This is a genomic window from Nonomuraea sp. NPDC048882, assembly GCF_040649755.1.
Taxonomy (GTDB): Bacteria; Actinomycetota; Actinomycetes; order Streptosporangiales; family Streptosporangiaceae; genus Nonomuraea; species Nonomuraea maheshkhaliensis.
This window is the reverse complement of the sequence record NZ_JBEZGB010000020.1, coordinates 99,864-119,240: the sequence shown is the minus strand read 5'-3', so window position 1 is coordinate 119,240 and position 19,377 is coordinate 99,864. Positions and strand designations below refer to the sequence as shown.

At 69.4% G+C, this 19,377-nt stretch carries 16 protein-coding genes; 6 read left to right on the top strand and 10 right to left on the bottom strand.

Going from position 1 to position 19,377, the window contains the following annotated elements; genetic code table 11:
* The first annotated feature begins 402 nt into the window (after positions 1-402).
* A complete protein-coding gene (locus AB0C27_RS46605; RefSeq protein ID WP_357859361.1) occupies positions 403-1,467 on the top strand; it encodes a serine hydrolase domain-containing protein in 1,065 nt (354 codons plus the stop codon).
* A gap of 51 nt (positions 1,468-1,518) precedes the next feature.
* On the opposite strand, the gene AB0C27_RS46600 is transcribed toward AB0C27_RS46605, so the two are convergent.
* The 8 genes from AB0C27_RS46600 to AB0C27_RS46565 all read right to left on the bottom strand — a co-directional run bounded on the left by AB0C27_RS46600 (position 1,519) and on the right by AB0C27_RS46565 (position 9,569).
* Positions 1,519-3,114 (bottom strand): FAD-dependent monooxygenase, encoded by a 1,596-nt coding sequence (locus AB0C27_RS46600; protein ID WP_357859358.1) that lies wholly within the window; start codon positions 3,112-3,114, stop codon positions 1,519-1,521.
* A 92-nt stretch (positions 3,115-3,206) separates the two neighbouring features.
* Positions 3,207-3,497 (bottom strand): MTH1187 family thiamine-binding protein, encoded by a 291-nt coding sequence (locus AB0C27_RS46595; RefSeq protein WP_357859355.1) that lies wholly within the window; start codon positions 3,495-3,497, stop codon positions 3,207-3,209.
* A gap of 111 nt (positions 3,498-3,608) precedes the next feature.
* A complete protein-coding gene (locus tag AB0C27_RS46590; protein ID WP_346105959.1) occupies positions 3,609-3,929 on the bottom strand; it encodes a hypothetical protein in 321 nt (106 codons plus the stop codon).
* A 10-nt stretch (positions 3,930-3,939) separates the two neighbouring features.
* Entirely contained in the window at positions 3,940-4,617 is a 678-nt protein-coding gene (locus AB0C27_RS46585) for a uracil-DNA glycosylase (RefSeq protein WP_346105960.1), read from the bottom strand.
* A gap of 83 nt (positions 4,618-4,700) precedes the next feature.
* Positions 4,701-5,600 (bottom strand): carbohydrate ABC transporter permease, encoded by a 900-nt coding sequence (locus tag AB0C27_RS46580; protein ID WP_357859351.1) that lies wholly within the window; start codon positions 5,598-5,600, stop codon positions 4,701-4,703.
* A complete protein-coding gene (locus tag AB0C27_RS46575; RefSeq protein WP_357859348.1) occupies positions 5,597-6,976 on the bottom strand; it encodes an ABC transporter permease subunit in 1,380 nt (459 codons plus the stop codon). The genes AB0C27_RS46580 and AB0C27_RS46575 overlap by 4 nt, the downstream gene beginning before the upstream one ends.
* Positions 6,977-6,988: 12 nt before the next feature.
* Positions 6,989-8,314 (bottom strand): ABC transporter substrate-binding protein, encoded by a 1,326-nt coding sequence (locus AB0C27_RS46570; protein WP_357859345.1) that lies wholly within the window; start codon positions 8,312-8,314, stop codon positions 6,989-6,991.
* A 7-nt stretch (positions 8,315-8,321) separates the two neighbouring features.
* Positions 8,322-9,569 carry an ABC transporter substrate-binding protein gene (locus AB0C27_RS46565; RefSeq protein WP_357859343.1) on the bottom strand — a complete coding sequence of 416 codons (1,248 nt, stop codon included), beginning with the start codon at positions 9,567-9,569 and terminating at the stop codon, positions 8,322-8,324.
* Positions 9,570-9,698: 129 nt separating this feature from the next.
* Between AB0C27_RS46565 and AB0C27_RS46560 the strand changes: the two genes are divergently transcribed.
* From AB0C27_RS46560 to AB0C27_RS46550, 3 genes are read left to right on the top strand one after another with little or no spacing between them, the layout of a single operon-like run.
* Complete coding sequence (locus tag AB0C27_RS46560) at positions 9,699-10,205, top strand: PadR family transcriptional regulator (protein WP_357859340.1); 507 nt, start codon at positions 9,699-9,701, stop codon at positions 10,203-10,205.
* Positions 10,202-10,930, top strand: a complete 729-nt coding sequence (locus tag AB0C27_RS46555) for an ABC transporter ATP-binding protein (RefSeq protein WP_106248131.1) — start codon at positions 10,202-10,204, stop codon at positions 10,928-10,930. The genes AB0C27_RS46560 and AB0C27_RS46555 overlap by 4 nt, the downstream gene beginning before the upstream one ends.
* The gene (locus AB0C27_RS46550) at positions 10,927-13,194 is read left to right on the top strand and encodes an FtsX-like permease family protein (RefSeq protein WP_357859337.1); all 2,268 of its coding nucleotides are present in this window, start codon (positions 10,927-10,929) and stop codon (positions 13,192-13,194) included. The genes AB0C27_RS46555 and AB0C27_RS46550 overlap by 4 nt, the downstream gene beginning before the upstream one ends.
* Here the strand turns inward: AB0C27_RS46550 and treS are convergent.
* Together treS and AB0C27_RS46540 are read right to left on the bottom strand one after the other, a co-directional pair.
* Positions 13,181-14,893, bottom strand: a complete 1,713-nt coding sequence (treS, locus tag AB0C27_RS46545) for a maltose alpha-D-glucosyltransferase (protein ID WP_357859333.1) — start codon at positions 14,891-14,893, stop codon at positions 13,181-13,183. The genes AB0C27_RS46550 and treS overlap by 14 nt on opposite strands.
* Positions 14,894-15,156: 263 nt before the next feature.
* A complete protein-coding gene (locus tag AB0C27_RS46540; RefSeq protein ID WP_357859330.1) occupies positions 15,157-16,791 on the bottom strand; it encodes an asparagine synthetase B family protein in 1,635 nt (544 codons plus the stop codon).
* Between the two features lie 70 nt (positions 16,792-16,861).
* Between AB0C27_RS46540 and AB0C27_RS46535 the strand changes: the two genes are divergently transcribed.
* On the top strand, positions 16,862-18,706 hold the full coding sequence (locus tag AB0C27_RS46535) for a glycosyltransferase family A protein (protein WP_357859327.1): 1,845 nt from the start codon (positions 16,862-16,864) through the stop codon (positions 18,704-18,706).
* A 12-nt stretch (positions 18,707-18,718) separates the two neighbouring features.
* The gene (locus AB0C27_RS46530) at positions 18,719-19,342 is read left to right on the top strand and encodes an anticodon-binding protein (RefSeq protein ID WP_357859324.1); all 624 of its coding nucleotides are present in this window, start codon (positions 18,719-18,721) and stop codon (positions 19,340-19,342) included.
* Positions 19,343-19,377: the final 35 nt, after the last annotated feature.

The following is a 19,377-nucleotide window of genomic DNA, read 5'->3' as shown; positions in this document are numbered from 1 at the left end:
CGTCGCCGTTCCGGCCCGGGGGATAGGCGTACGGCTGGTACCCGTTACAGTCAGCCGCAGCCGAGACGTTCGATGCTTCTGGCGCCGCCGACGCCGCCGAGGCCCACGGTAAAAGGAACCCCAGTGCCATGGTGAGAATCATGAGAGTCCGCCGGAATCGCATTCTTTTTCTCCCATCTAGAACGCGTTGTGCTGGTGCCCTCCTCGCCCGATTCTGGTAAGCCGCTGGATCGGCGGCTATCCGGTATCCGCCGATGTCGGGCTGCCCAATGGATTGACGGAATCAGGACTGGTTGCTACCTCAAGGTGACAGGGCCGGTCCGGTGTTGTGGTTTTCCGCAGGTGGAGTGGGTGGAGTGCCTCATTCTGGGGCCCACCCCGTTCTCCCTAGCGTTGGGCCTCATGATTCAGACGATGATGAACGTCCTGACGGCCGTTACGGTCGCCGTAACCGGCCAGGGCGTGACCGGGGTGCGGCCCGAGATGGAGAAGATCGTGGCGGGGAAAGGCGCGACGGCCGTGCTGGCGCGGATCTCCGATGGCGAGAAGAGCTGGTCCGCCGCCGTGGGCGTGCGTGACATCAAGCGCGGCGGCCGGCCGTCGCCTGCCGGATATTTCAGGATCGGTAGCGTCACCAAGACGTTTGTCGCGACCGTGGTGCTCCAGCTCGTGGACGAGGGCAAGGTACGCCTCGACGACCCCATCGAGCAGCACCTGCCGGGCCTCGTGCCGGGCGGTGCGAGCATCACGGTCCGCGCGCTGCTCAACCACTCCAGCCACCTGTACGACTACATGAGCGAGCCGGGCTACTCGACCAACCGGTGGCGCGGCGACGCGCGGTTCCGTTCGTACAAGCCGGGCGAACTGCTCAAGGTGGCCTTCGCGAAGAAGCTGCCCGACGACGGCGAGTGGCACTACTCCAACACCAACTACGTGGTGCTCGGGCTGCTGGTGGGCAAGCTGACCGGACGGCCGTACGGCGAAGAGGTCGAACGGCGCATTCTGCGCCCGCTGAAGCTGCGGCACACGGTGGTGCCGGGCAACCGGACCGGGGTGCCGTCGCCGCACGCCAAGGGGTACGAGCCGATGCCCGAATTGGTGGACGCGACCCGGATGAACCCCTCCCTCGACTGGGCGGCCGGAGAGATGATCTCGACGACGGCGGATCTGGAGCGGTTCATGTCGGCCCTGCTGGGTGGTCGGCTGACCAGCGCCGCGTCACTGCGCGCCATGCGGACGACCGTCCCGACGAAGGCCGGGTTCGCGTACGGGCTGGGGCTGCAGGCGTACCCGCTCCCGTGCGGGAAGGTGTGGGGGCACAGCGGGGAGCTGATCGGGTACATGACGTTCGCTTTCCGCTCCGACTCCGGCAAGTCGATGGTCCTGTCGATCAACCCCTCGACCAGGAATCCGTCCACCGAGGAGGTCATGGGCATCGCCACCAAGGCCTTCTGCGGAAAAGGTTGAAGGCTTCGGTACGCGGGCGGGCGCGGGGTCGGTACGCGGGCGAAGGCCCGGTCAGCGGCTCAGGATCCGGCGCATCGCCTGCTCCAGCGTGCTCACCGGATCGGCGACGCCGTCCTTGGACCGCCACGCCACATACCCGTCCGGCCTGACCAGCACGGCGCCGCCCCCGCCCACCCCGTACCGCTCCTGGAAGCACCCGTGCACGTCCATCAGCTCGTCGTCCACCAGCAGCCGCGTCAGCCGCACCCCGAGCCGCTCCTTGACCAGCCGCCCCGCCTCCATCCACCCCTGCCCGGCGGGGGCGGGGGCCATGAGCACGAAGCCGGAGCCGAACAGGTCGACGGTGGAGATGCGCTGCCCGTCCCAGTCGAGCACCACGTGCGGCGCCCGGCTGCCCGGACGCCCGTCGGGCACGCGCGGGTCTTCCAGGATCGAGCCGTCGTCGCCGGGCTCGTCGAGGATCGCCGTGGAGTGGTAGCGCAGGCCGAGCAGCAGCCCGACCGGGTCCTCCAGCGGCTCCGGGTAACCCACGCGGGCCGCGGGCGGCATGCGTACGCCGAGGTTGGCGAGCTGCGCGTCGGCCGTCAGCGTGCCGGCGGGACGGCGTTCGGCGTCGTACGTGTCCAGGAACCCGTCCCCGGCCTGCCCGCTCAGCACCAGCCACAGCCGCCAGGCCAGGTCGCACCCGTCCTGCAGCGCCGTGCTGCCGCCCTGGCCGCCGGTGGGCGGCATCGTGTGGGCGGCGTCGCCGGCGAGGAACACCCGCCCCGCCCGGTACGTCTCCGCGAGCACATGGGCGATCCCGAACGTGGTCTTGTCCAGCACCCGTACGCCCAGCTCCGGCCGGGCGACGGCCAGGCGGACGAGCTCGACGCAGCGTTCCGTGGTGAAGTCGGCCGCGCTCTCGCCCTCGGCGAGGTTGACGCCGAGCACGTGGGCCCCCACCCCGGTGCCGGTCACGATCACGCCGGTGAAGACGTCGTTCTGCAGGTACCAGAGCGTCACCTCGCGCTCGTTGACCAGCCCGGACAGGTCGGCGTCGAACATGATCGAGCACATCTGCCCCAGCGTGCCCTTGCCGGCGGTGGGCACGCCCAGGGACGCGCGCAGCGGGCTGCGCCAGCCGTCGGCGGCGATCACGTAGTCGGCCCGGACCAGCCGGTCGCCGTCGCGCGAGCGGATGAGCGCCGTCACCCCGTCGTCGTCCTGCTCCAGAGAGATGAGCTCGGTGGAGAAGCGCAGGTCGGCGCCCAGCTCTTCGGCCTTGACGCGGAGCAGGCGCTCGATCTCGGACTGGGGCGCGCCCACCATGTCGACGGGGGTGAGCTCGCGCATGAAGGCCAGCTCCTCCTTCTCATCGCCCATGATCATGTGCGGCGATGGGTCGGCCAGGTCGCGGGCGATCGCGATGCGCATGTTCTCGCCGATCCCGGCCCAGACGCGGGCCAGCTCCTCCTCGATCCCCGGTACGGGACGCAGCAGCTCAAGCGCGCGCGGCCCCACGCCGAACGCCTTGGGCTGGACGGACGTGCCCGGATGCCGTTCGACCAGCATGACGGGCACGTCGCGCCAGGCCAGCAGGGTCGCGGCGCTCAGGCCGGCGTATCCGGCGCCGACCACCAGGACCGGCACTCGCTCTTGCTCCATTGAGACCACCTCCGTAAACGCGTACTATCGCGTCAGCGAAACAGGCAACACGATATGTCGCGTTCGCGGAGACAGTCAAGATATATCGCGATTTAGGAAAGGTGGCGTTCCAGAGACTCCAGCTTGGAGGTCATCCCGTCCGTGACGCCCTGGCGCAGATCGGCCTTCAGTACGAGGCTCACCCGGGGCGCGACCTCGCCCACGGCCTCGACGGCGCGCTTGACCACGTCCATGACCTCGTCCCACTCGCCCTCGACGGTGGTGAACATGGCGTCGGTGCGGTTCGGCAGCCCGCTGTCACGGACGACCTTGACGGCGCGGGCGACCGGCTCGGCGACCCCTTCGCCGACGCCCAGCGGGGTGATGGAAAAAGCGACGATCATCGGAAACCCTCTCAGTCGAAGAAGGGTTCCGATCTTAGACAACAGGGGAAACACGACCGCCGGGAAGCGAAAAGCCACGACGCCTGACAACGCCGTGGCCACCGCTCAACCTCACGCGTGCTCGTGCTCGTCTTCCTCTTCCTCGCTCGGCTCCTCGGCCGGCTCGACGCCGAGAACGGCCTCACGCGGCTCGATCTCGCTGATGTGGTCGACGAGAGCGAGCACGTGGTCGGGCTCGATCAGCCACTGCAGCGCGGAGGCCCCGGAGTCGTCGGAAGAGACCAGCTCGGCCTGCTCGGTCCGCTCCTCATCGGTGAGGTCGGAGTCGGGGTGCCGGATCTCCGCCAGCGCCGCGGCCTGCAGCGCGTCCATGTCGAGCACCTCGACGGTCAGTTCGACCGTCAGGCGCAGGAACTTCGATTCATCACTCATGGCGACGATGCTAGGGCAGCTTCCACTCGACAGGTGTCGCGCCTTGCTGGATCAGCAGCTCATTGGCCCGGCTGAACGGCCGCGAGCCGAAGAAGCCGCTGCGCGCCGACAGGGGGGAGGGGTGGGCGGACTCGACGCGCGGCACGCTGCCGAGCATGGGCGCGAGGTTGCGCGCGTCGCGGCCCCACAGGATCGCCACCATCGGCTTGCCGCGCGCCACGAGGGCGTGGATGGCCTGCTCGGTGACCTGTTCCCAGCCCTTGCCGCGGTGGGAGGCGGGCTTGCCCGGCATGACGGTGAGCACCCTGTTGAGCAGCAGCACGCCCTGGTCGGCCCACGGCGTCAGGTCGCCGTTGGCGGGCCTGGGCAGGCCGAGGTCGGTCTCCATCTCCTTGTAGATGTTGACCAGGCTGCCCGGCAGCGGCCGCACGTCGGGGGCCACCGAGAACGACAGCCCGACGGGGTGACCGGGCGTGGGATAGGGATCCTGGCCCACGATCAGCACCTTGACCTCGTCGAAGGGCTGGTTGAACGCGCGCAGCACGTTCGAGCCCGCGGGAAGGTACTGTCTGCCTTCGGCGATTTCCTTACGCAGGAACTCGCCCATCAGGGAGATCTGCTCGGATACGGGCTCGAGTGCACGTGCCCATCCGGCTTCGACGACTTCGTTCAGTGGACGACCGGCCATGCCCGTTGAGCTTAGTCAGGTCTGGTACGGCTCGTCCCCGAAACGTCGGGGCGAGCCGTACCAGAATGATCACGAGACGGCCGCTACTTCACGGAGCCGGACATCATGCCCTGGACGAAGTACCGCTGGAACGCGAAGAACAGGACTAGCGGGATGATCAGCGACATGAACGCACCGGACGAGAGAATGTCGACGTTCGACCCGAACTGCCGCATCTGAGACTGCAGATACTTGGTCATCGGCTGGTTGCCGGTGTCGGCGAAGACCAGCGCGATGAGCATGTCGTTCCACACCCAGAGGAACTGGAAGATGCCCAGCGAGGCGATGGCCGGCTTGCCCAGCGGGAAGACCACCGAGGCGAAGATCTTCCACTCCGAGGCGCCGTCCATGCGCGCCGCCTCCAGCAGCGACGAGGGGATGCCGACGAAGAAGTTACGCAGCAGGAAGATCGCGAACGGCAGCCCGAACGCCACATGGAACAGCACCACGCCGGGGATCGAGCCGAAGATGCCCGCGCCGCCGTAGAGGGAGGCGACGGGGATCAGCGCGATCTGGATCGGCACGATCAGCAACCCGACGACGATGAGGAACGAGGTGTCGCGGCCGGGGAAGTCCATCCAGGCGAACGCGTACGCCGCCATGGCCGCGATGCCGATCACCAGGACCGTGGTCGGCACGGTGATCAGCACCGTGTTCCAGAACGAGGCGGTGAAGCCGCTGCCCAGCAGGTTGGCGTAGTTCTGGATGGTCAGCTCGGCCGGCTTGGTGAAGATCGTCCACCAGCCCTCGGCGCTGTTGACCTGGTTGGTCCGCATCGAGACGACCAGCAGGCCGAGCGTGGGCACCAGCCAGAACAGGCCGAGCAGCACCATGATCACCTGGACCGCGCCGCTGCCGATGCGATCGACGATCCTGCTGGCCAGGCTCCTGCGCGGCGCCCCGGCCTCCAGCCCCTTCGGAGCCGTAGCGGTTGCCGTGGTCACGTGTCTTCCCTCCTGAACCTGCGGATGTTCATGATCATGAAGGGAAGGACCAGAACGAGCAGGAAGATGGCCAGCGCACTGCCCAGTCCCTGGTTCCCGCCGCCGCCGAACGACACGCGCCACATCTCCAGCGCGACCACGTTCGCCTGCGGCTGCACCGAGGACGGAGCGATGATGAAGACCAGGTCGAACACCTTCAGGGTATTGATGATCATCGTCACGAAGACGACGAGCAGGACCGGCGACAGCAGCGGCACGGTGATCTTGCGGAACACCTGCCACTCCGTGGCGCCGTCGATGCGGGCCGCCTCCAGGGCGTCACGCGGGATCGCCGCCAGGCCGGCCGCGATCAGCACCATGGCGAACCCGGCCCACACCCAGACGAACGCGCCGATGATGGCGGGGGTGATGAGCGCCGGGCCGAGCCAGGTCAGGCCGCCGTACGAAGCCTCGAAGTTCGACTGCGGCAGCCGTACGACGTAGGACCCGGGAGCCAGGCCGTTGAAGCGGAACGAGCCGTTCTCAGCGGTCGTGGCGGTCGCCGCGACCTGACCGTTCTGGACCGCCTCGACCGTCATGCCGGGCAGGCCCTTCTCGGTGCCGTCGATCGTGCCGCTCTGGCCGCCGCCTCCTGGCGTAAAGTCGAACCAGACGGTGCCGGACACCCCGTCGGCCGCCGCCGGAGCCTGCGCGGTCTGCGCGTTGGACGGCATGACGTCCGGCTTGACGCCGACGATCGGGATCAGCACCGGCTGGCCCGCCTGGGCGGGCTGCTTGGTGACGACGCCGCCGTCCTGGGCGGCCACCTGGGACTGGTCGCCCTCACGGGGACGCGCCTCGGGGTAGCCCTGCGAGGAGGAGAACGTGTCGTGGACGGTGGTGAGGATGGCGTTGGCCAGGCCCTTGTCCGGGTTCTCCTCGTAGACGAGGCGGAAGATGACGCCGGCGGCCATCAGCGAGACGGCCATCGGCATGAACACGATCAGCTTGAACGCCGTCGCCCACCTGATTCGCTCGGTCAGCACCGCGAAGATCAGGCCCAGCGTGGTGACGATGATCGGCGCGACGATGACCCAGATGAGGTTGTTGCGGATCGTGGTGAGCATGCCCTGATCGCTGAAGATCGTGGCGTAGTTGCCCAGCCCCACGAATCCGGTGCCCACCGAGTCAAACAGGCTCCGGAAGATGGAGAAGACGATCGGATAGATCACCCAGATGCCCAGCAGCAGCGCCGCGGGCAGGAGGAAGAAGATGGCGACCGTCGGCGAGGGGCCTAGGCGTGTTCTCTTGCGGGGGGTATCAGCCGGTCCGGTGGGGGGCTCGCCCGCGGCCTCCACCGCGGGCGAGTCCTGCCGGCCGTCCAACCGTTCGGTCACGGCCTTACCTCTTTACTTCCAGGCCTTTTTGGCCTCGGCTTCGAGCGCGTCCTGCGTGCCCTTGACGTCGGTGGGGTTGCGCAGGAAGTCCTGCAGCACCTTCCACTCGCCCTTGCCGTCGGTGCCGCCGAAGGCGCTCGGGGCCAGGTCCGACATGTCGTAGCGGACGGCGTCGCCGGCCGAGACGATCGTCTGGCCGAGCTGCTTGGTCAGCTCGTCGGGGTAGTTGTCGGGGGAGACGTTCTTGTTGGGCGACAGGTAGCCGGGCAGCTTGGCCCAGATCTCGCCGCCCTCCTTGGAGGCCAGGAACTGCACCAGCGCCATGGCGCCGGGGGAGTCCTTCATGGCCACCGCGACGTCGCCGCCGAGCACGACCGGAGCGGTGTCACCGGCCTTGGGGAACGGGAAGTACTTGGCCTCCTCGCCGAGCTTGGCGCCCGACTGCACGGCCTCGACGGCCACGAAGTCGGCCTCGATCACCATGGCGGCCTTCTTGGTGCTGTAGACGTCGTTCACGCAGGTGGGGAAGTCGGTCTGGAGCGCGCCCGACGAGCCGCCCGCGACGAACTCCTTCTTGCCGGCGATCTGCGCGATCTTCTCCAGCGCGGTCTTCACGCTCGGGTCGGTCCACGGGATCTCGTGCTTGGAGAGCTTGTCGTAGTTCTCCGGGCCCGCGGTGGACAGGTAGACGTTCTCGAAGAGGTCGGTCAGCGTCCAGCCGGAGGCGCCGCAGAGCGAGAACGGCGCGGTGCCGGAGTCGGCCAGGGTCTGCGCCGACTTCACCAGCTCGTCCCAGGTGGTGGCCGGCTGCACGCCCGCCTCGTCGAAGGCCGACGAGCGGTACCAGACCAGCGACTTGTGCGCCGCCTTGATCAGCACGCCGTAGACCTGCCCGTCGACGGAGCCGAGCTCCTTCCAGTACGGGGTGTAGTTGGCGTCGATCTCCTTGGTGACGTCGGCGGACAGCGGCTTGAGTGCCTTCTGCTCCGCGTACTGCTGCACCAGGCCGGGCTGCGGCAGGATCGCCACGTCCGGCGGGTTGTTGCCCTGGATGCGCGGGCCCAGGTAGGCGCCCGTGTCCTCGCCGGTGGAGGCGTAGGTGACCTCCGCGCCGGTCTTGTCGGCGAACGCCTTGAGCACCTGCTCGAAGTTCTTCTGCTCCGCCCCGGTCCACTTGGCGGCGACTTCGAGCTTCACGCCCTGGAGCGTCTTGTCGCCTCCGCCGCTGGCGGGCGCCGACTCCGACGCGGTGGGCGCGGTGGTCGTCGGCGCGTTACCGCAGGCGGCGACGGCTACCGCGAGCCCGGCCAGGATCGCTGCTGCTCTGCCTTTTCGCATGGCTGCCTCACTGGGTTCTGATGATTTCTTCGAGTTCTGACTTCATGGAGGCCGCGACGTCGTCGGCGGACTCCGGGGAGGGGTTGCCCAGCGCCTTGGAGACCGAACTGGCGATCACCAGGCTGAGCTGGTTGTAGTTGGCGCTCACCGGCCGTGCCCTGGCGGCGAGGATGCTCTCCTTGAGCACCGGCAGGTAAGGGAAACGCTTGATGAGCTCGGGGTCGTCGTAGAGCTCGGTCCACACGGGCGGGAACGAGCCCTCGGTGAGGACCCGGCGCTCGTTCTCCAGGCTCGTGAAGTAGCGGATGAACTCCTGGGCGGTGTGCTGGTGCTTGGAGTAGGCGCTGATGGCGAGGTTCGCGCCGCCCAGCGTGCTGGAGCCGGGGCCGTTGAGGCCGGGCAGCCGGGTTACGCCCAGCTTGCGGCCCAGCTCGGCCTTGGCCGGTCCGTACGCGTGCGGCCAGTTCCTGGCGAAGGCCAGGCGGCCCTCCTGGAAGGCCAGGCGCGACTCCTCCTCCTTGTAGCTCAGCGACTCCTTGGGGATCCAGCCCTCGCGCAGCCCCTGGAGCAGGAAGCCGAGCGCGGTGCCGCCTGTGACGGGGTCGAGGGTGACCTCGGTGCCGTCCTGGCTGACGATCTGCCCGCCGGCCGACTGCACGGCCTCGGAGAAGTTGACCGTGAGCCCCTCGTAGGCAAGAAACTGCCCCGCATAGCCCCCTATGTTGTGCTTTTTCGTAATTTGTCGGGATTGCTGGCGAAGCTCGGCCCAAGTCCTGGGCGGCTTCTTCACCAGGTCCGTCCGGTAGTAGAGCAACCCGGCGTTGCTCGTGTACGGGACGGCCCAGAGCTTGTCCTTGTAGATCGCCGTCTCCACGACGGGCGGCAGGAACCTGTCGAGCGGGAACAACCCGCGCTCCAGGGGGATGATCCAGCCGTTCTCCGCGAATTCGGCGGTCCACACGACGTCGAGCCCCAGCACGTCGTAGCGGCTGCTGCGGGCCTGGAGGTTGGCGCCGATCTGGGCACGCTGCTCGTCGGCGGCCTCGGGCAGCTCCAGCAGCGTCACCTTCTCGGCCGGGTGGGCCTGGTTCCAGCGGTCCAGCAGGGGTTGCAGGTACGCCGTGGTGTCGCGTCCGGTGGCGAACGTGATCGGGCCTGTTCCGCCCGTCCCGGTCTCGCCGCCGCCCTCGTCGCCCGTCGCCGCGCATCCAGCCGCCAGAGCGACGGCCAGCAGCACCGGCAGCGAGCGAAGCACTGTTACCTCCGCGTTCGGATCGGTTTACATACGTGTTAGGTAGATGCATTCATGTTATGCACACCTGTAATCTGTAGGTCAACGGATATCTCTGTAACGCGTACGTAACATGAGTGAGGGAGGTGGGCGGTGCGGCCGCACCTGCTGGCGCTTCTGGCCAAGGAGCCGGCTCATGGCTACGAGCTGAAACAGGCGCTTGAGCAGACCTTCGGCAGCGCCTATCCCTCCCCCAACATCGGCCAGATATACGTGACCCTCGGCCGGCTGGAGAAGGACGGCCTGATCAGGGCGGTCGACGTCGAGCAGTCCAACCGGCCCAACAAGAAGGTCTACTATCTGACCGCCAAGGGCCGGGAGTCGCTGGAGGCCTGGGTCGACGAGCCGACCGAGGGCCCCAGGGTGCGTGACGAGTTCTTCATGAAGCTCGTGCTCGCCCCGCTCACCGGCATCGCCGACCGGATGGCGCTGATCAGCCGGCAGCGCCGCCACTATCTGTCGCTCATGAGCGATCTCAACGACATCCTCTCCCGTACGCCCGACACGGATCGGGTGGCGATGCTGCTCATCGAGGGAGCGATGTTGCACCTTCAAGCCGACCTTGACTGGCTGGAGCGATGCCAGGAGGATCTGGCATGAGCACGGTTGTGAAAACGGTCAATCTGGTCAAAATCTACCAGGATGGCGCGGTGCCCGTGCCTGCCGTGCGCGGGGTGGACCTCCAGGTCGAGCCGGGAGAGTTCGTCGCGATCATGGGGCCGTCCGGCTCGGGGAAATCCACGCTCGTCCACATGCTGGGCGGGCTCGACACCAGGACCAGCGGCGAGATCTGGCTCGACGGCAAGCGGGTGGACACCCTCTCGGAGAGCGCCTGGGCGCTGCTGCGCCGCAAGCGCATCGGCTTCGTCTTCCAGTTCTTCAACCTGGTCGCCAACATGACCGTCGGCGACAACGTCGAGCTGCCCGCGCTGCTGTCCGGAGCCTCGCCCAAGGTGGCCCGCGAGCGCCGGGAGAGCCTGCTGGCCGCGCTCAACCTGACCGACAGGGCCGAGGCCGCGCCCGCCCAGCTCTCCGGCGGTGAGCAGCAGCGGGTGGCGCTGGCCAGGGCACTGGCCAACGAGCCCAGCCTGCTGCTGGCCGACGAGCCCACGGGCAACCTCGACAGCCGCAACACCCGCGACGTGCTCCGCCTGCTCGGCGAGGTGCACAAGGAGGGCCAGACCATCGTCATGGTCACCCACGACGCCCGCGTGGCGAGCCTGGCCGACCGGCTGGTGTCGCTGTTCGACGGGGAGATCGTGGACGACGGGCGCATCGCGCGCAGGCGTACGCGCACGGCCGGTGAAGTGATCGACCTCCGGTGAGCGCGTCTCTGGCGGGAAACCGGTGGATCAGGGCCGACCTGCGGGCCAGGAAGGGCCAGGCGGTGCTGACCGTGCTGACCGTGGCCGGGATCGTGGCCGCGCTGATCACCGCGGCGACCCTGCTCGAAGACGGCACCAACCCGTGGCGCAGCCTGTTCGCCCAGACCGACGGGGCCCACGTCTGGCTGCACACCAAGGACAGCCCCCAGGTGGCCCTGGGCGGCATCGACGGCGTCACCCAGACCGCGGGCCCCTACCGGTCGGCGCCCGTCACCGTGGCACAGGACGGCAAGAAGGAGCCGGCCTCGCTGCGCGCGATGCCGGCCACCCCGCCGCTGGTGGCCCATCCCGTGGTGGCCGAGGGCAGGTGGCTGGACCCAGCCCAGCCCGACGGAGCCGTGGTCGAGCGCTCCTTCGCCGCCTCGCTGGGGCTGCGCATCGGCGCCGCGTTCACCATCATCGCGATCAGCGGCGAGCGCCACACCCTCTACGTACGCGGCATCGCCGACTCCGCCGACCAGGGCTTCTACCCCGAGTGGACGCCCGGCCTGGCCTACGTGCTGCCCATCATGCTCGACCGCATCGAGCCCATGCTCGGCCGCAGCGAGTGGGTGACCGGGTTACGCCTGGCCGACCCCGAGGCGTCCCAGGTGGTCTCGCAGCGCGTGGTCGTCATGCTGGAGGACCGCCTGCAGCGCGTCTACACCTGGCGCGAGGTCAGAGCCGCCATGGAGCTGGACAACCGGCTGCTGGGCACGCTGCTGGCGCTGTTCGGCGTGGTCGGGCTGGTGGCCGCCGCGCTCGCGCTGGCCAACGCGGCCGGCGGCCGGGTGCTCGGCCAGCTTCGTGACCTGGCCACGCTCAAGTCGCTGGGCTTCACCCGGGGCCAGGTCGCGCTGCTGCTCCTGGTCGAGCACGGCGCCCTGGGCCTGCTGGGGGTGGTGATCGGCGCGCTTTCCGGCTGGGGCGTGATGGCGGCGATGCTCGGCGCGACCTCCGTGGCGCCCATCCCCGTGCTGGCCATCGTCGCGGGCACGGCGTTGACCGTACTGGCCGCCGTCGGGGTGCCGGCCTGGCGGGGCGGGCGCACGCCGCCCATCCCCGACGTGCCCGCCGCGCCGCCCAGGGGCCGCCTGTCCAGGCTGGCCCGGCTGGCCCTGCTCGTACGCCTGCCGCCCGCCCTCGTCCTCGGCACCAGAGACGCCTTCACCCGGCGGGTGCCGGCCTTCCTGACGGCGTTCGGCCTGGCCGTGCCGATGATGATGATCACCATCGGGCTCGGCGTGTGGGCCACGCTCGACAACTTCCTCGCCCACCCCGAACAGGTGGGCCAGCACGCCGGCCTCTACGCCAGGCCGGGCAAGATCGAGCCGGCCGAGGCCGAACGGCTCGTCAGGGCCGACAAGGACGTGGCCGCCGTCTATCCGGGCACCGACGTGAACGCGCTGGCCCCCGGCGAGGCCCGGTCGGTCAGGGTGCGGGCGATCGGCAGCTCGACGCAGCCGTACCCGTTCCCCGTGGTCGAAGGCCGCGAATACGGGCGCCAGGGCGAGGCGGTCGCAGGGCAGGGCCTGCTGGACCTGCTCGGGGTCAAGATCGGTGACCGGGTGCGGCTCACCGTGGGCGGCACCCCGCTGATCGTCAGGATCGTCGGCAGGACCGTCGAGCCCGAGCAGGACGGCGAGGTGCTCTCGGTGGGGCTCGACAGCCTGGCGGCCAAGGACTCGGTGCCGCCGGAGTTCTACGCGCTGGCCCTCAAGCCGGGCGCCGACCCGTCGGAGGTGCGCGGCCGGTTGCTGGCCGAGTCGAAGGAGGGCCTGGACGTGCAGGCCGCGATCAACCCGGCCGACCGGCTGTCGATCATCAGGGTGGTGATCGTGGCGCTGATCGCGGTGCTGACCCTCATCGGCCTGGCCAACCTGCTCACCGCCAGCGCGCTCGGGCTGCGCGACCACGCGTTCGACCTGGCTGTGCTCAAGGCCATGGGGCTGACCCCGCGCCAGGTCATGGCCACGCTCGTGACCGGCACGGGCCTGCTGGTCGTGCTCGGCATCGGCGTGGGCGCCGCGGCCGGTGTCTCCGTCGTCACCGGCCTGATCGACCTTCAGGGTCACACCAGCGGGGTCGGCGCGGGCATCGGCCGCGCGCCGTCACCGCTGACGGTGACCCTGACGGTGCTGGTGGCCGTGGGCACGGCGCTCGCGGTCGCGCTCATCCCCGCGCGCCGCGCGGCCCGTGCCCAGGTGCCCGTCACTTCTCGGTGAGGTTGTCCTCGGGCTTCTTCAGCGCGAACCAGTAGAAGCCGTGCCCCGGCAGCGTGAGCAGGTAGGGCAGCTCCCCGATCGACGGGAAGGGCACCCCGCCCCGCGCCTCGACGGGCGTCATGCCCTCGAAGCGGCGCAGGTCCAGCTCCACCGGCTGCGGGAACTTCGACAGGTTGTTGACGCACAGCATCACGTCGTCGCGGTCCTCGCGCACGTAGGTGAGCACGCTGGGGTTGGAGGACCACATTTCCGTGTACGCCCCGACGCCGAACACCGGGTGCCTGCGCCGGATCTCCAGCATCTTGCGGGTGAAGTGCAGCAGAGATCCCTCGTGGCGCTGCTGGGCCTCCACGTTGACCGCCTGGAAGCCGTAGATCGGGTCCATGACCGCGGGCAGGTAGAGCCGCCCGGGGTCGGCGGAGGAGAACCCGGCGTTGCGGTCGGGGCTCCACTGCATCGGTGTGCGGACCGAGTCGCGGTCCTCCAGCCAGATGTTGTCGCCCATGCCGATCTCGTCGCCGTAGTAGATGATCGGCGAGCCCGGCAGCGACAGCAGCAGCGCGGTGAACAGTTCGATCCGGTCCCTGTCGTTGTCGAGCAGCGGGGCCAGGCGCCGGCGGATGCCCAGGTAGGCCCGCATGCGCGGGTCCTTGGCGTATTCCTTGTGCATGTAGTCGCGCTCTTCCTCGGTCACCGTCTCGAGCGTGAGCTCGTCGTGGTTACGCAGGAAGATGCCCCACTGCGCGTTCTCGGGCAGCTTGGGGGTGAGCGACATGATCTCGGAGATCGGCTCGCGCGTCTCCTTCTTCACCGCCATGTAGATGCGCGGCATCAGCGGGAAGTGGAAGGCCATGTGGCACTCGTCGCCCCCGGTGGTGGGGTCGCCGAAGTACTCGACCACGTCCTGCGGCCAGCCGTTGGCCTCCGCCAGCAGCACCCGGTCGGGGTAGAGGCGGTCGACCTCGGAGCGGACCTTCTTCAGGTACGCGTGCGTCTCCGGCAGCCCGGAGCAGGCCGTGCCCTCGCGCTCGAACAAATAGGGCACCGCGTCCAGCCGGAACCCGTCGATGCCGAGGTCCAGCCAGAACCGCAGCACCTCCAGCATGGCCTCCTGCACCGCCGGGTTGTCATAGTTCAGGTCCGGCTGGTGGTGGAAGAAACGGTGCCAGTAGTACTGCTTGCGCACCGGGTCGTAGGTCCAGTTGGACTCCTCCGCGCCGATGAAGATGATCGGCGCGTCGGGATAGCCACCAGGATGGTCCGACCACACGTAGAAGTCGCCGTACGGCCCTTCGGGGTCGTGCCGGGACGCCTGGAACCAGGGGTGCCGGTCACTGGTGTGGTTCATCACGAGGTCGGTGATGATCCGCAGGCCGCGCTCGTGCGCCGCCTCGATCAGCTGCACGAAGTCCCCCAGGTCCCCGAAGTCCGGGAGGATCTTCATGTAGTCCGAGATGTCGTATCCGCCGTCGCGCAGCGGGGACTCGTACAGCGGCAGCAGCCACAGGCAGTCCACGCCCAGCCACTCGAGATAGCCGAGCTTCTCGATGAGGCCGCGCAGGTCGCCGGTGCCGTCGCCGTTGGAGTCCTTGAACCCCCGGACGAGAACCTCGTAGAACACCGCCCGCTTGTACCAGGCTGGATCCTCCGAGACGAAGGCCTCGGAGATCGGCTCTGATATTGGGGATGCGTTGATCATTATGTCGCTCACAGGAAGAGATGTGGGCAGGACGAAGTCACCGGTTGCCCCGGCGTTGTTATCTGGTGACCGCGCCGCGTGGGGTCGTCATCCCTGCGAACCCCATGCCCTCGGACGGAACCTGATTTGTGATCTGGTGCCCGTTTGTGCGGCGCTTACGGGCCGAACACTACCAGCCCGTTGGCTTTCCGGAACCCGCTTCTGCTGTGCGACGGTTAATACCCGGGAGATCCGTATGTAATCGCCCTGTTACCGAGAGTTCACTAAAAAGGTGTGGCCAGGTCCGAGAGGTCGCTCTCGAAGTCATTCAGCCACAGTCCGAACAGCACCAGACCGCGCACCCAGAATCGATCGTTCCAGCCGTTGAACCTGGTCAGCGCGTCCGGTCCGCCGGCCACCACCTCGTGCAGCTCGTCCGACAGCAGCCCCGGCACCCGGCTCACCACGATCTCCAGCATGCGGTGCGAATAATTTCGGGCAGGCGCCGCCGTGGAACGCAGCGGCACCCTTCGCAGGGGCTGCTTGACCACGTTCGTGGAGGGCAGGGCGGCCACCCTCGGGTTGGCCGCGTGCAGCACCTCGCGGTAGAAGCGGCCCTTGTCCTTGCGGGCCACGCCCACCGACAGCGCCGCGTCGAAGAACTCCGGATGGATGAACGGCGCCGCGAACGACGCCTCAGGGCCCACCAGGTTGACCGCCGAGCGCGCGATGCCCCGCACGGTCCTGGTGTGCAGCACCGACAGGGGCAGCTCGGCCCGGTGCCCGTGGAGCATGGAGGTGGCGGTCGCGAACTGCTCGCGTACGGTCTCCTCCATCCACTGGGCCGCCGCCTTGGACAGGAACGGCTGCGTCGGCTGCCCCAGCGACAGCGAGCCCAGCACGGCCGCCGAGCGCTCCTCCTGCGTGGTGGCCTCCAGGGCGGCCCCGCTGACCATGAAGTTCTTCAGCAGCGGGCCTCCGGCCAGGCCGTCGACCAGGATCCGGCCGGCGCCGTGCACCTCCTTGGCGAAGGGCGCGTACCAGGCGTGGTGCGGGGTCAGGTATTCGAGCCTGCGCGCCACCTCCATCGCGTCCTCGGGGTAGGCGGCCGCGTCCTGGGTGATCACCCGGTGCGCGATGCCCAGCTCCCTGGTGATCGACCGGGCGAACGCGATGTCGGTGTCGGTGCCGTCGTCGGGGCTCGTCGTCCACGACTCCACGTCCATGCCCCTGGCACTGGCCACGCTGGCCAGCAGCCGCGAGTCGTACCCGCCGCTGACCGGCACCAGGAGTTTGCGGCCGTCGTAGTCCTCGTAGACCTTGTGCAGCAGCTCGACGATCTCGCCCGGGCTGATCCACGCCTCGAACGGCTCCGTGCGCAGCCAGCGCGGCAGCAGCCGCTCCGTGGACAGCCGGCCGTCCTCGCAGACCAGCGCGCTCGCGCCCGGCAGGCGCTTGACCTCGCTGTACGGCGTCGCCTCGCCCAGCGGGAACGTGACCTGGAGTATCGAGGCCCACGCCGACCAGTCGATCGCGACCGGCACGAGGTTCAGCAGGGGCTGGATGAGGGAGGAGAAGTAGACCGCGTCGCCCAGGCGCACGTAGTAGAGGTCCACCAGGCCCAGCGCGCCGGTGTGCAGCGTCACCTTGCGCCCGTCGCCGATCAGCCCCGGCGTCTCGTACGTCTCCGCGACCGTGATCCACTCGTCGGGGGCCTTCGGCCTGCGCTCGCCCCAGGCGAACGCGAAGGCGTGGCCCGCGCGGTGATAGGGCGGCAGCGGCGCGGAGCTGTACAGCGTCGCCTCGGGCGACTGCAGGGCCGGGAGCACCTTCGGTCCTGAGGCTGTCAGCTTGCCGAGTACGGCGGCGTCGATCCGGCCGAGAGCGCCACAGATATAGGGCCTTACATTGAACTGCACCGGATCTCATCCCTTCGAGACGCTTCCCGCAAAAGAGTATCCTTTGCCGGGCTGAGAGAGCGGAGGTCCAGTGTCCACAGAGCTTGAAAGCACGCGCCGGGCGTTGCGTGAGGCCGTGTCCCAGGCCGGACGGGCGGCCGAGCTGGCCAGGCTGCTGGACGCCGCCCAGGCCAGGCTGGCAGCGGCTGAGCAGAACGCCGAGGAGGCCAAGGCGCTGGCCGAGCAGTTGAGCGAGGCCGAGGAGCGGCTCGCCGCCGAGCAGGCGGCGGCCGACAAGCTGCGCAAGGAGCTGGCCGAGCAGCGCTTCCAGGCCGAGGTGGCCAACTGGAAGCTGTCGTCGATCAAGGTCGCCCGCTGGAACCGCCTCGGTGACGCCATCAAGAGCGGCAAGAGCAACCCGGTGCGCCTGGCCAGGGGCCTCAAGGGCGCCGCCAAGCCGGTCAAGCGGCCCAGCGCGCCCAAGCGCAGGCCCGTGGCCGCGGTCAAGCCCAAGGACGAGCGCCCGGGTGCGGCGTTCCAGGCCACCAGCACCACCAGGACGCTCGGCGGCGCCTCATTCAAGCTCAAGCCGTTCCGGGTGCCGACGGGCCCCAACACGCGCCCGCACCTGACCACCGCGGTGATCGCCGACCCGCACGCCGAGGCGCTGCTGCGCTACGAGTGGCGGCAGACCACCGGGTTCACACCCCGCGACTTCGCCAGGGTGCTGCCCCTCGAAGTGCCCCACCTGCTGGTCGTCGAGTCCGTCACGCAGGGCCCGTGGGCCGAGGAGATCACCGGCGAGCCGGGCGAGGGGCTCAAGGCGCTGCTGGCCTGGTGCGCCGAGCGCGGCATCCGCACGGTCTTCTGGCACACCGGGGGCGACGTCGCCGCCTACGCCGCCGCGGCCGACCTGTTCGAGCACCGCTTCACCACCGACCTGACCGTGGCCTGGCCGCGGCTGCAGTTCGGGGTGCAGCCCCGGGTGCACAACCCGCTGCCGCTGGCCGGGGGCCGCATCGACCGGGTGCTCACGCTCGACCAGCTCCTGCCCGGCCACCTGGCCTACCCCGACGTCCTGACCTCCTACCGCTGGCCCGCCGCCGCCGACTGCCCGCCGGGCACCCCGCAGTGGCGGCTGGCCGAGATCGCGGCCTGCGGCACGCCCATCGGCACCGAGGACGACTCGCGGCGGGCGCACGTGGCGCTGCGGCGGGCGTACTCGATGGGGACGATGAGCGAGCGCATCGACGAGCTGCTCGACGCCGTCGGCCTGCCCAGCGCGCGGCCCACGCTCAACACCTCCGTGCTGCTGCCCATCCTCGACCCGTACCTGATGGAGCACGCGCTCGCCCAGGTCGCCCGGCAGTCGGGCGTCGACCAGCTCATCGTCATCGGGCCGCCGGAGGCCGAGCTGCGCGCCCGCGACGTGCTGCCGGACGTGGAGGTCATCTACCGCCGCCCGCAGCCGGCGATGACCGAGGGCGCGATGCTCAACGCCGGCATCGACCTGTGCGAGGCCGACCTCGTCGCGGTCATGGACCCGCGCGACGTCTACGGCCCCCACTACCTGTCGGACCTGCGCCGGGCCTTCCTGTTCACCACCGCCGACATCGTCGGCAAGGCCGCCTTCTACGCCCACCTGCGCAAGCCTCAGGCCACGCTGCTCAAGCAGCCCGACGCTGAATACTCCTACCTGCCCGAGATCACCGGCGGCACCCTCCTGGCCAGGCGCAACGCCCTGCGCGAGCTGGGCTTCGCCGACCTCACGGAGGGCTGGGACGAGGTCCTGATGCGGCAGTGCCGTACGGACGGGATCAAGGTGTTCTCCGCCGACCGGTTCGGCTACGTGCGGGTGCGGGACGAGGACCGCTGGCTGCTGGGGGCGGCCCACCTGGTCGAATACGGCTCGGCCGAGCCGCACGCGCTCATCTGAGAGGGTGTCCCCATGACACCCGAGGAGCTGGCCGCCGTGCTCGGTGAGCCGCCGGCGCCCGAGGGGTCGTGGGAGCGCGAGGCCGTCTACGTCTCGGCCGCCGCACTGCGGCGGGGCCTGGACGCGGGGGAGCTGGCCGGGCGGGTGCGGGCGCTCGACGGGGTGGCTTCTGTGGAGGTGCGCGGGAAGGGGTTCCTGCGGATCGTCGTCACCGTGCCGGGTGACCTGCTGCGGTCGGCTTGGGCACGCCCGCCGTTCGAGCCTCCGTGGCCGGACTTTCCCCGTACGTGGGACAACCCCGGCTTCGTGGTGCGCTACGGGCACGCACGCGCCTGCGCCGCGCTGAGGTGGGCCCGCGAGCTGGGGGTGCCGGAGACCGGGTTCGCGGCCGAGCTGCTCGACGACCCCTGGCACCGCCGGGTGCTGCGGGCGCTGGCCGAGCTGCCAGGGCGGCTGGTCAGCAGGGAGCCCGGCTGGGAGAGCTACCTTTTGCGGCTGGCGCTGGCCTATCACGACGCCCACGAGCGGGCTCCGGCCGTTCCTGTGGGGGACGAGGAGCCAGGCGCTGTGCACACGGCGCGGGTACGGGTGGCGGCGGCCGTGCGCGAGGTCCTACCGGGCCCCGACCGGCTGTAATGAATCACAAAATATTCGGTTAAAAGGCGAAAAAG

Bases quoted from the DNA above. Each gene is read 5' to 3' on its own strand.
- AB0C27_RS46605 (WP_357859361.1), top strand. From the start codon at position 403: ATGATTCAGACGATGATGAACGTCCTGACGGCCGTTACGGTCGCCGTA.
- AB0C27_RS46600 (WP_357859358.1), bottom strand. From the start codon at position 3,114: ATGGAGCAAGAGCGAGTGCCGGTCCTGGTGGTCGGCGCCGGATACGCC.
- AB0C27_RS46595 (WP_357859355.1), bottom strand. From the start codon at position 3,497: ATGATCGTCGCTTTTTCCATCACCCCGCTGGGCGTCGGCGAAGGGGTC.
- AB0C27_RS46590 (WP_346105959.1), bottom strand. From the start codon at position 3,929: ATGAGTGATGAATCGAAGTTCCTGCGCCTGACGGTCGAACTGACCGTC.
- AB0C27_RS46585 (WP_346105960.1), bottom strand. From the start codon at position 4,617: ATGGCCGGTCGTCCACTGAACGAAGTCGTCGAAGCCGGATGGGCACGT.
- AB0C27_RS46570 (WP_357859345.1), bottom strand. From the start codon at position 8,314: ATGCGAAAAGGCAGAGCAGCAGCGATCCTGGCCGGGCTCGCGGTAGCC.
- AB0C27_RS46555 (WP_106248131.1), top strand. From the start codon at position 10,202: ATGAGCACGGTTGTGAAAACGGTCAATCTGGTCAAAATCTACCAGGAT.
- treS (WP_357859333.1), bottom strand. From the start codon at position 14,893: ATGATCAACGCATCCCCAATATCAGAGCCGATCTCCGAGGCCTTCGTC.
- AB0C27_RS46530 (WP_357859324.1), top strand. From the start codon at position 18,719: ATGACACCCGAGGAGCTGGCCGCCGTGCTCGGTGAGCCGCCGGCGCCC.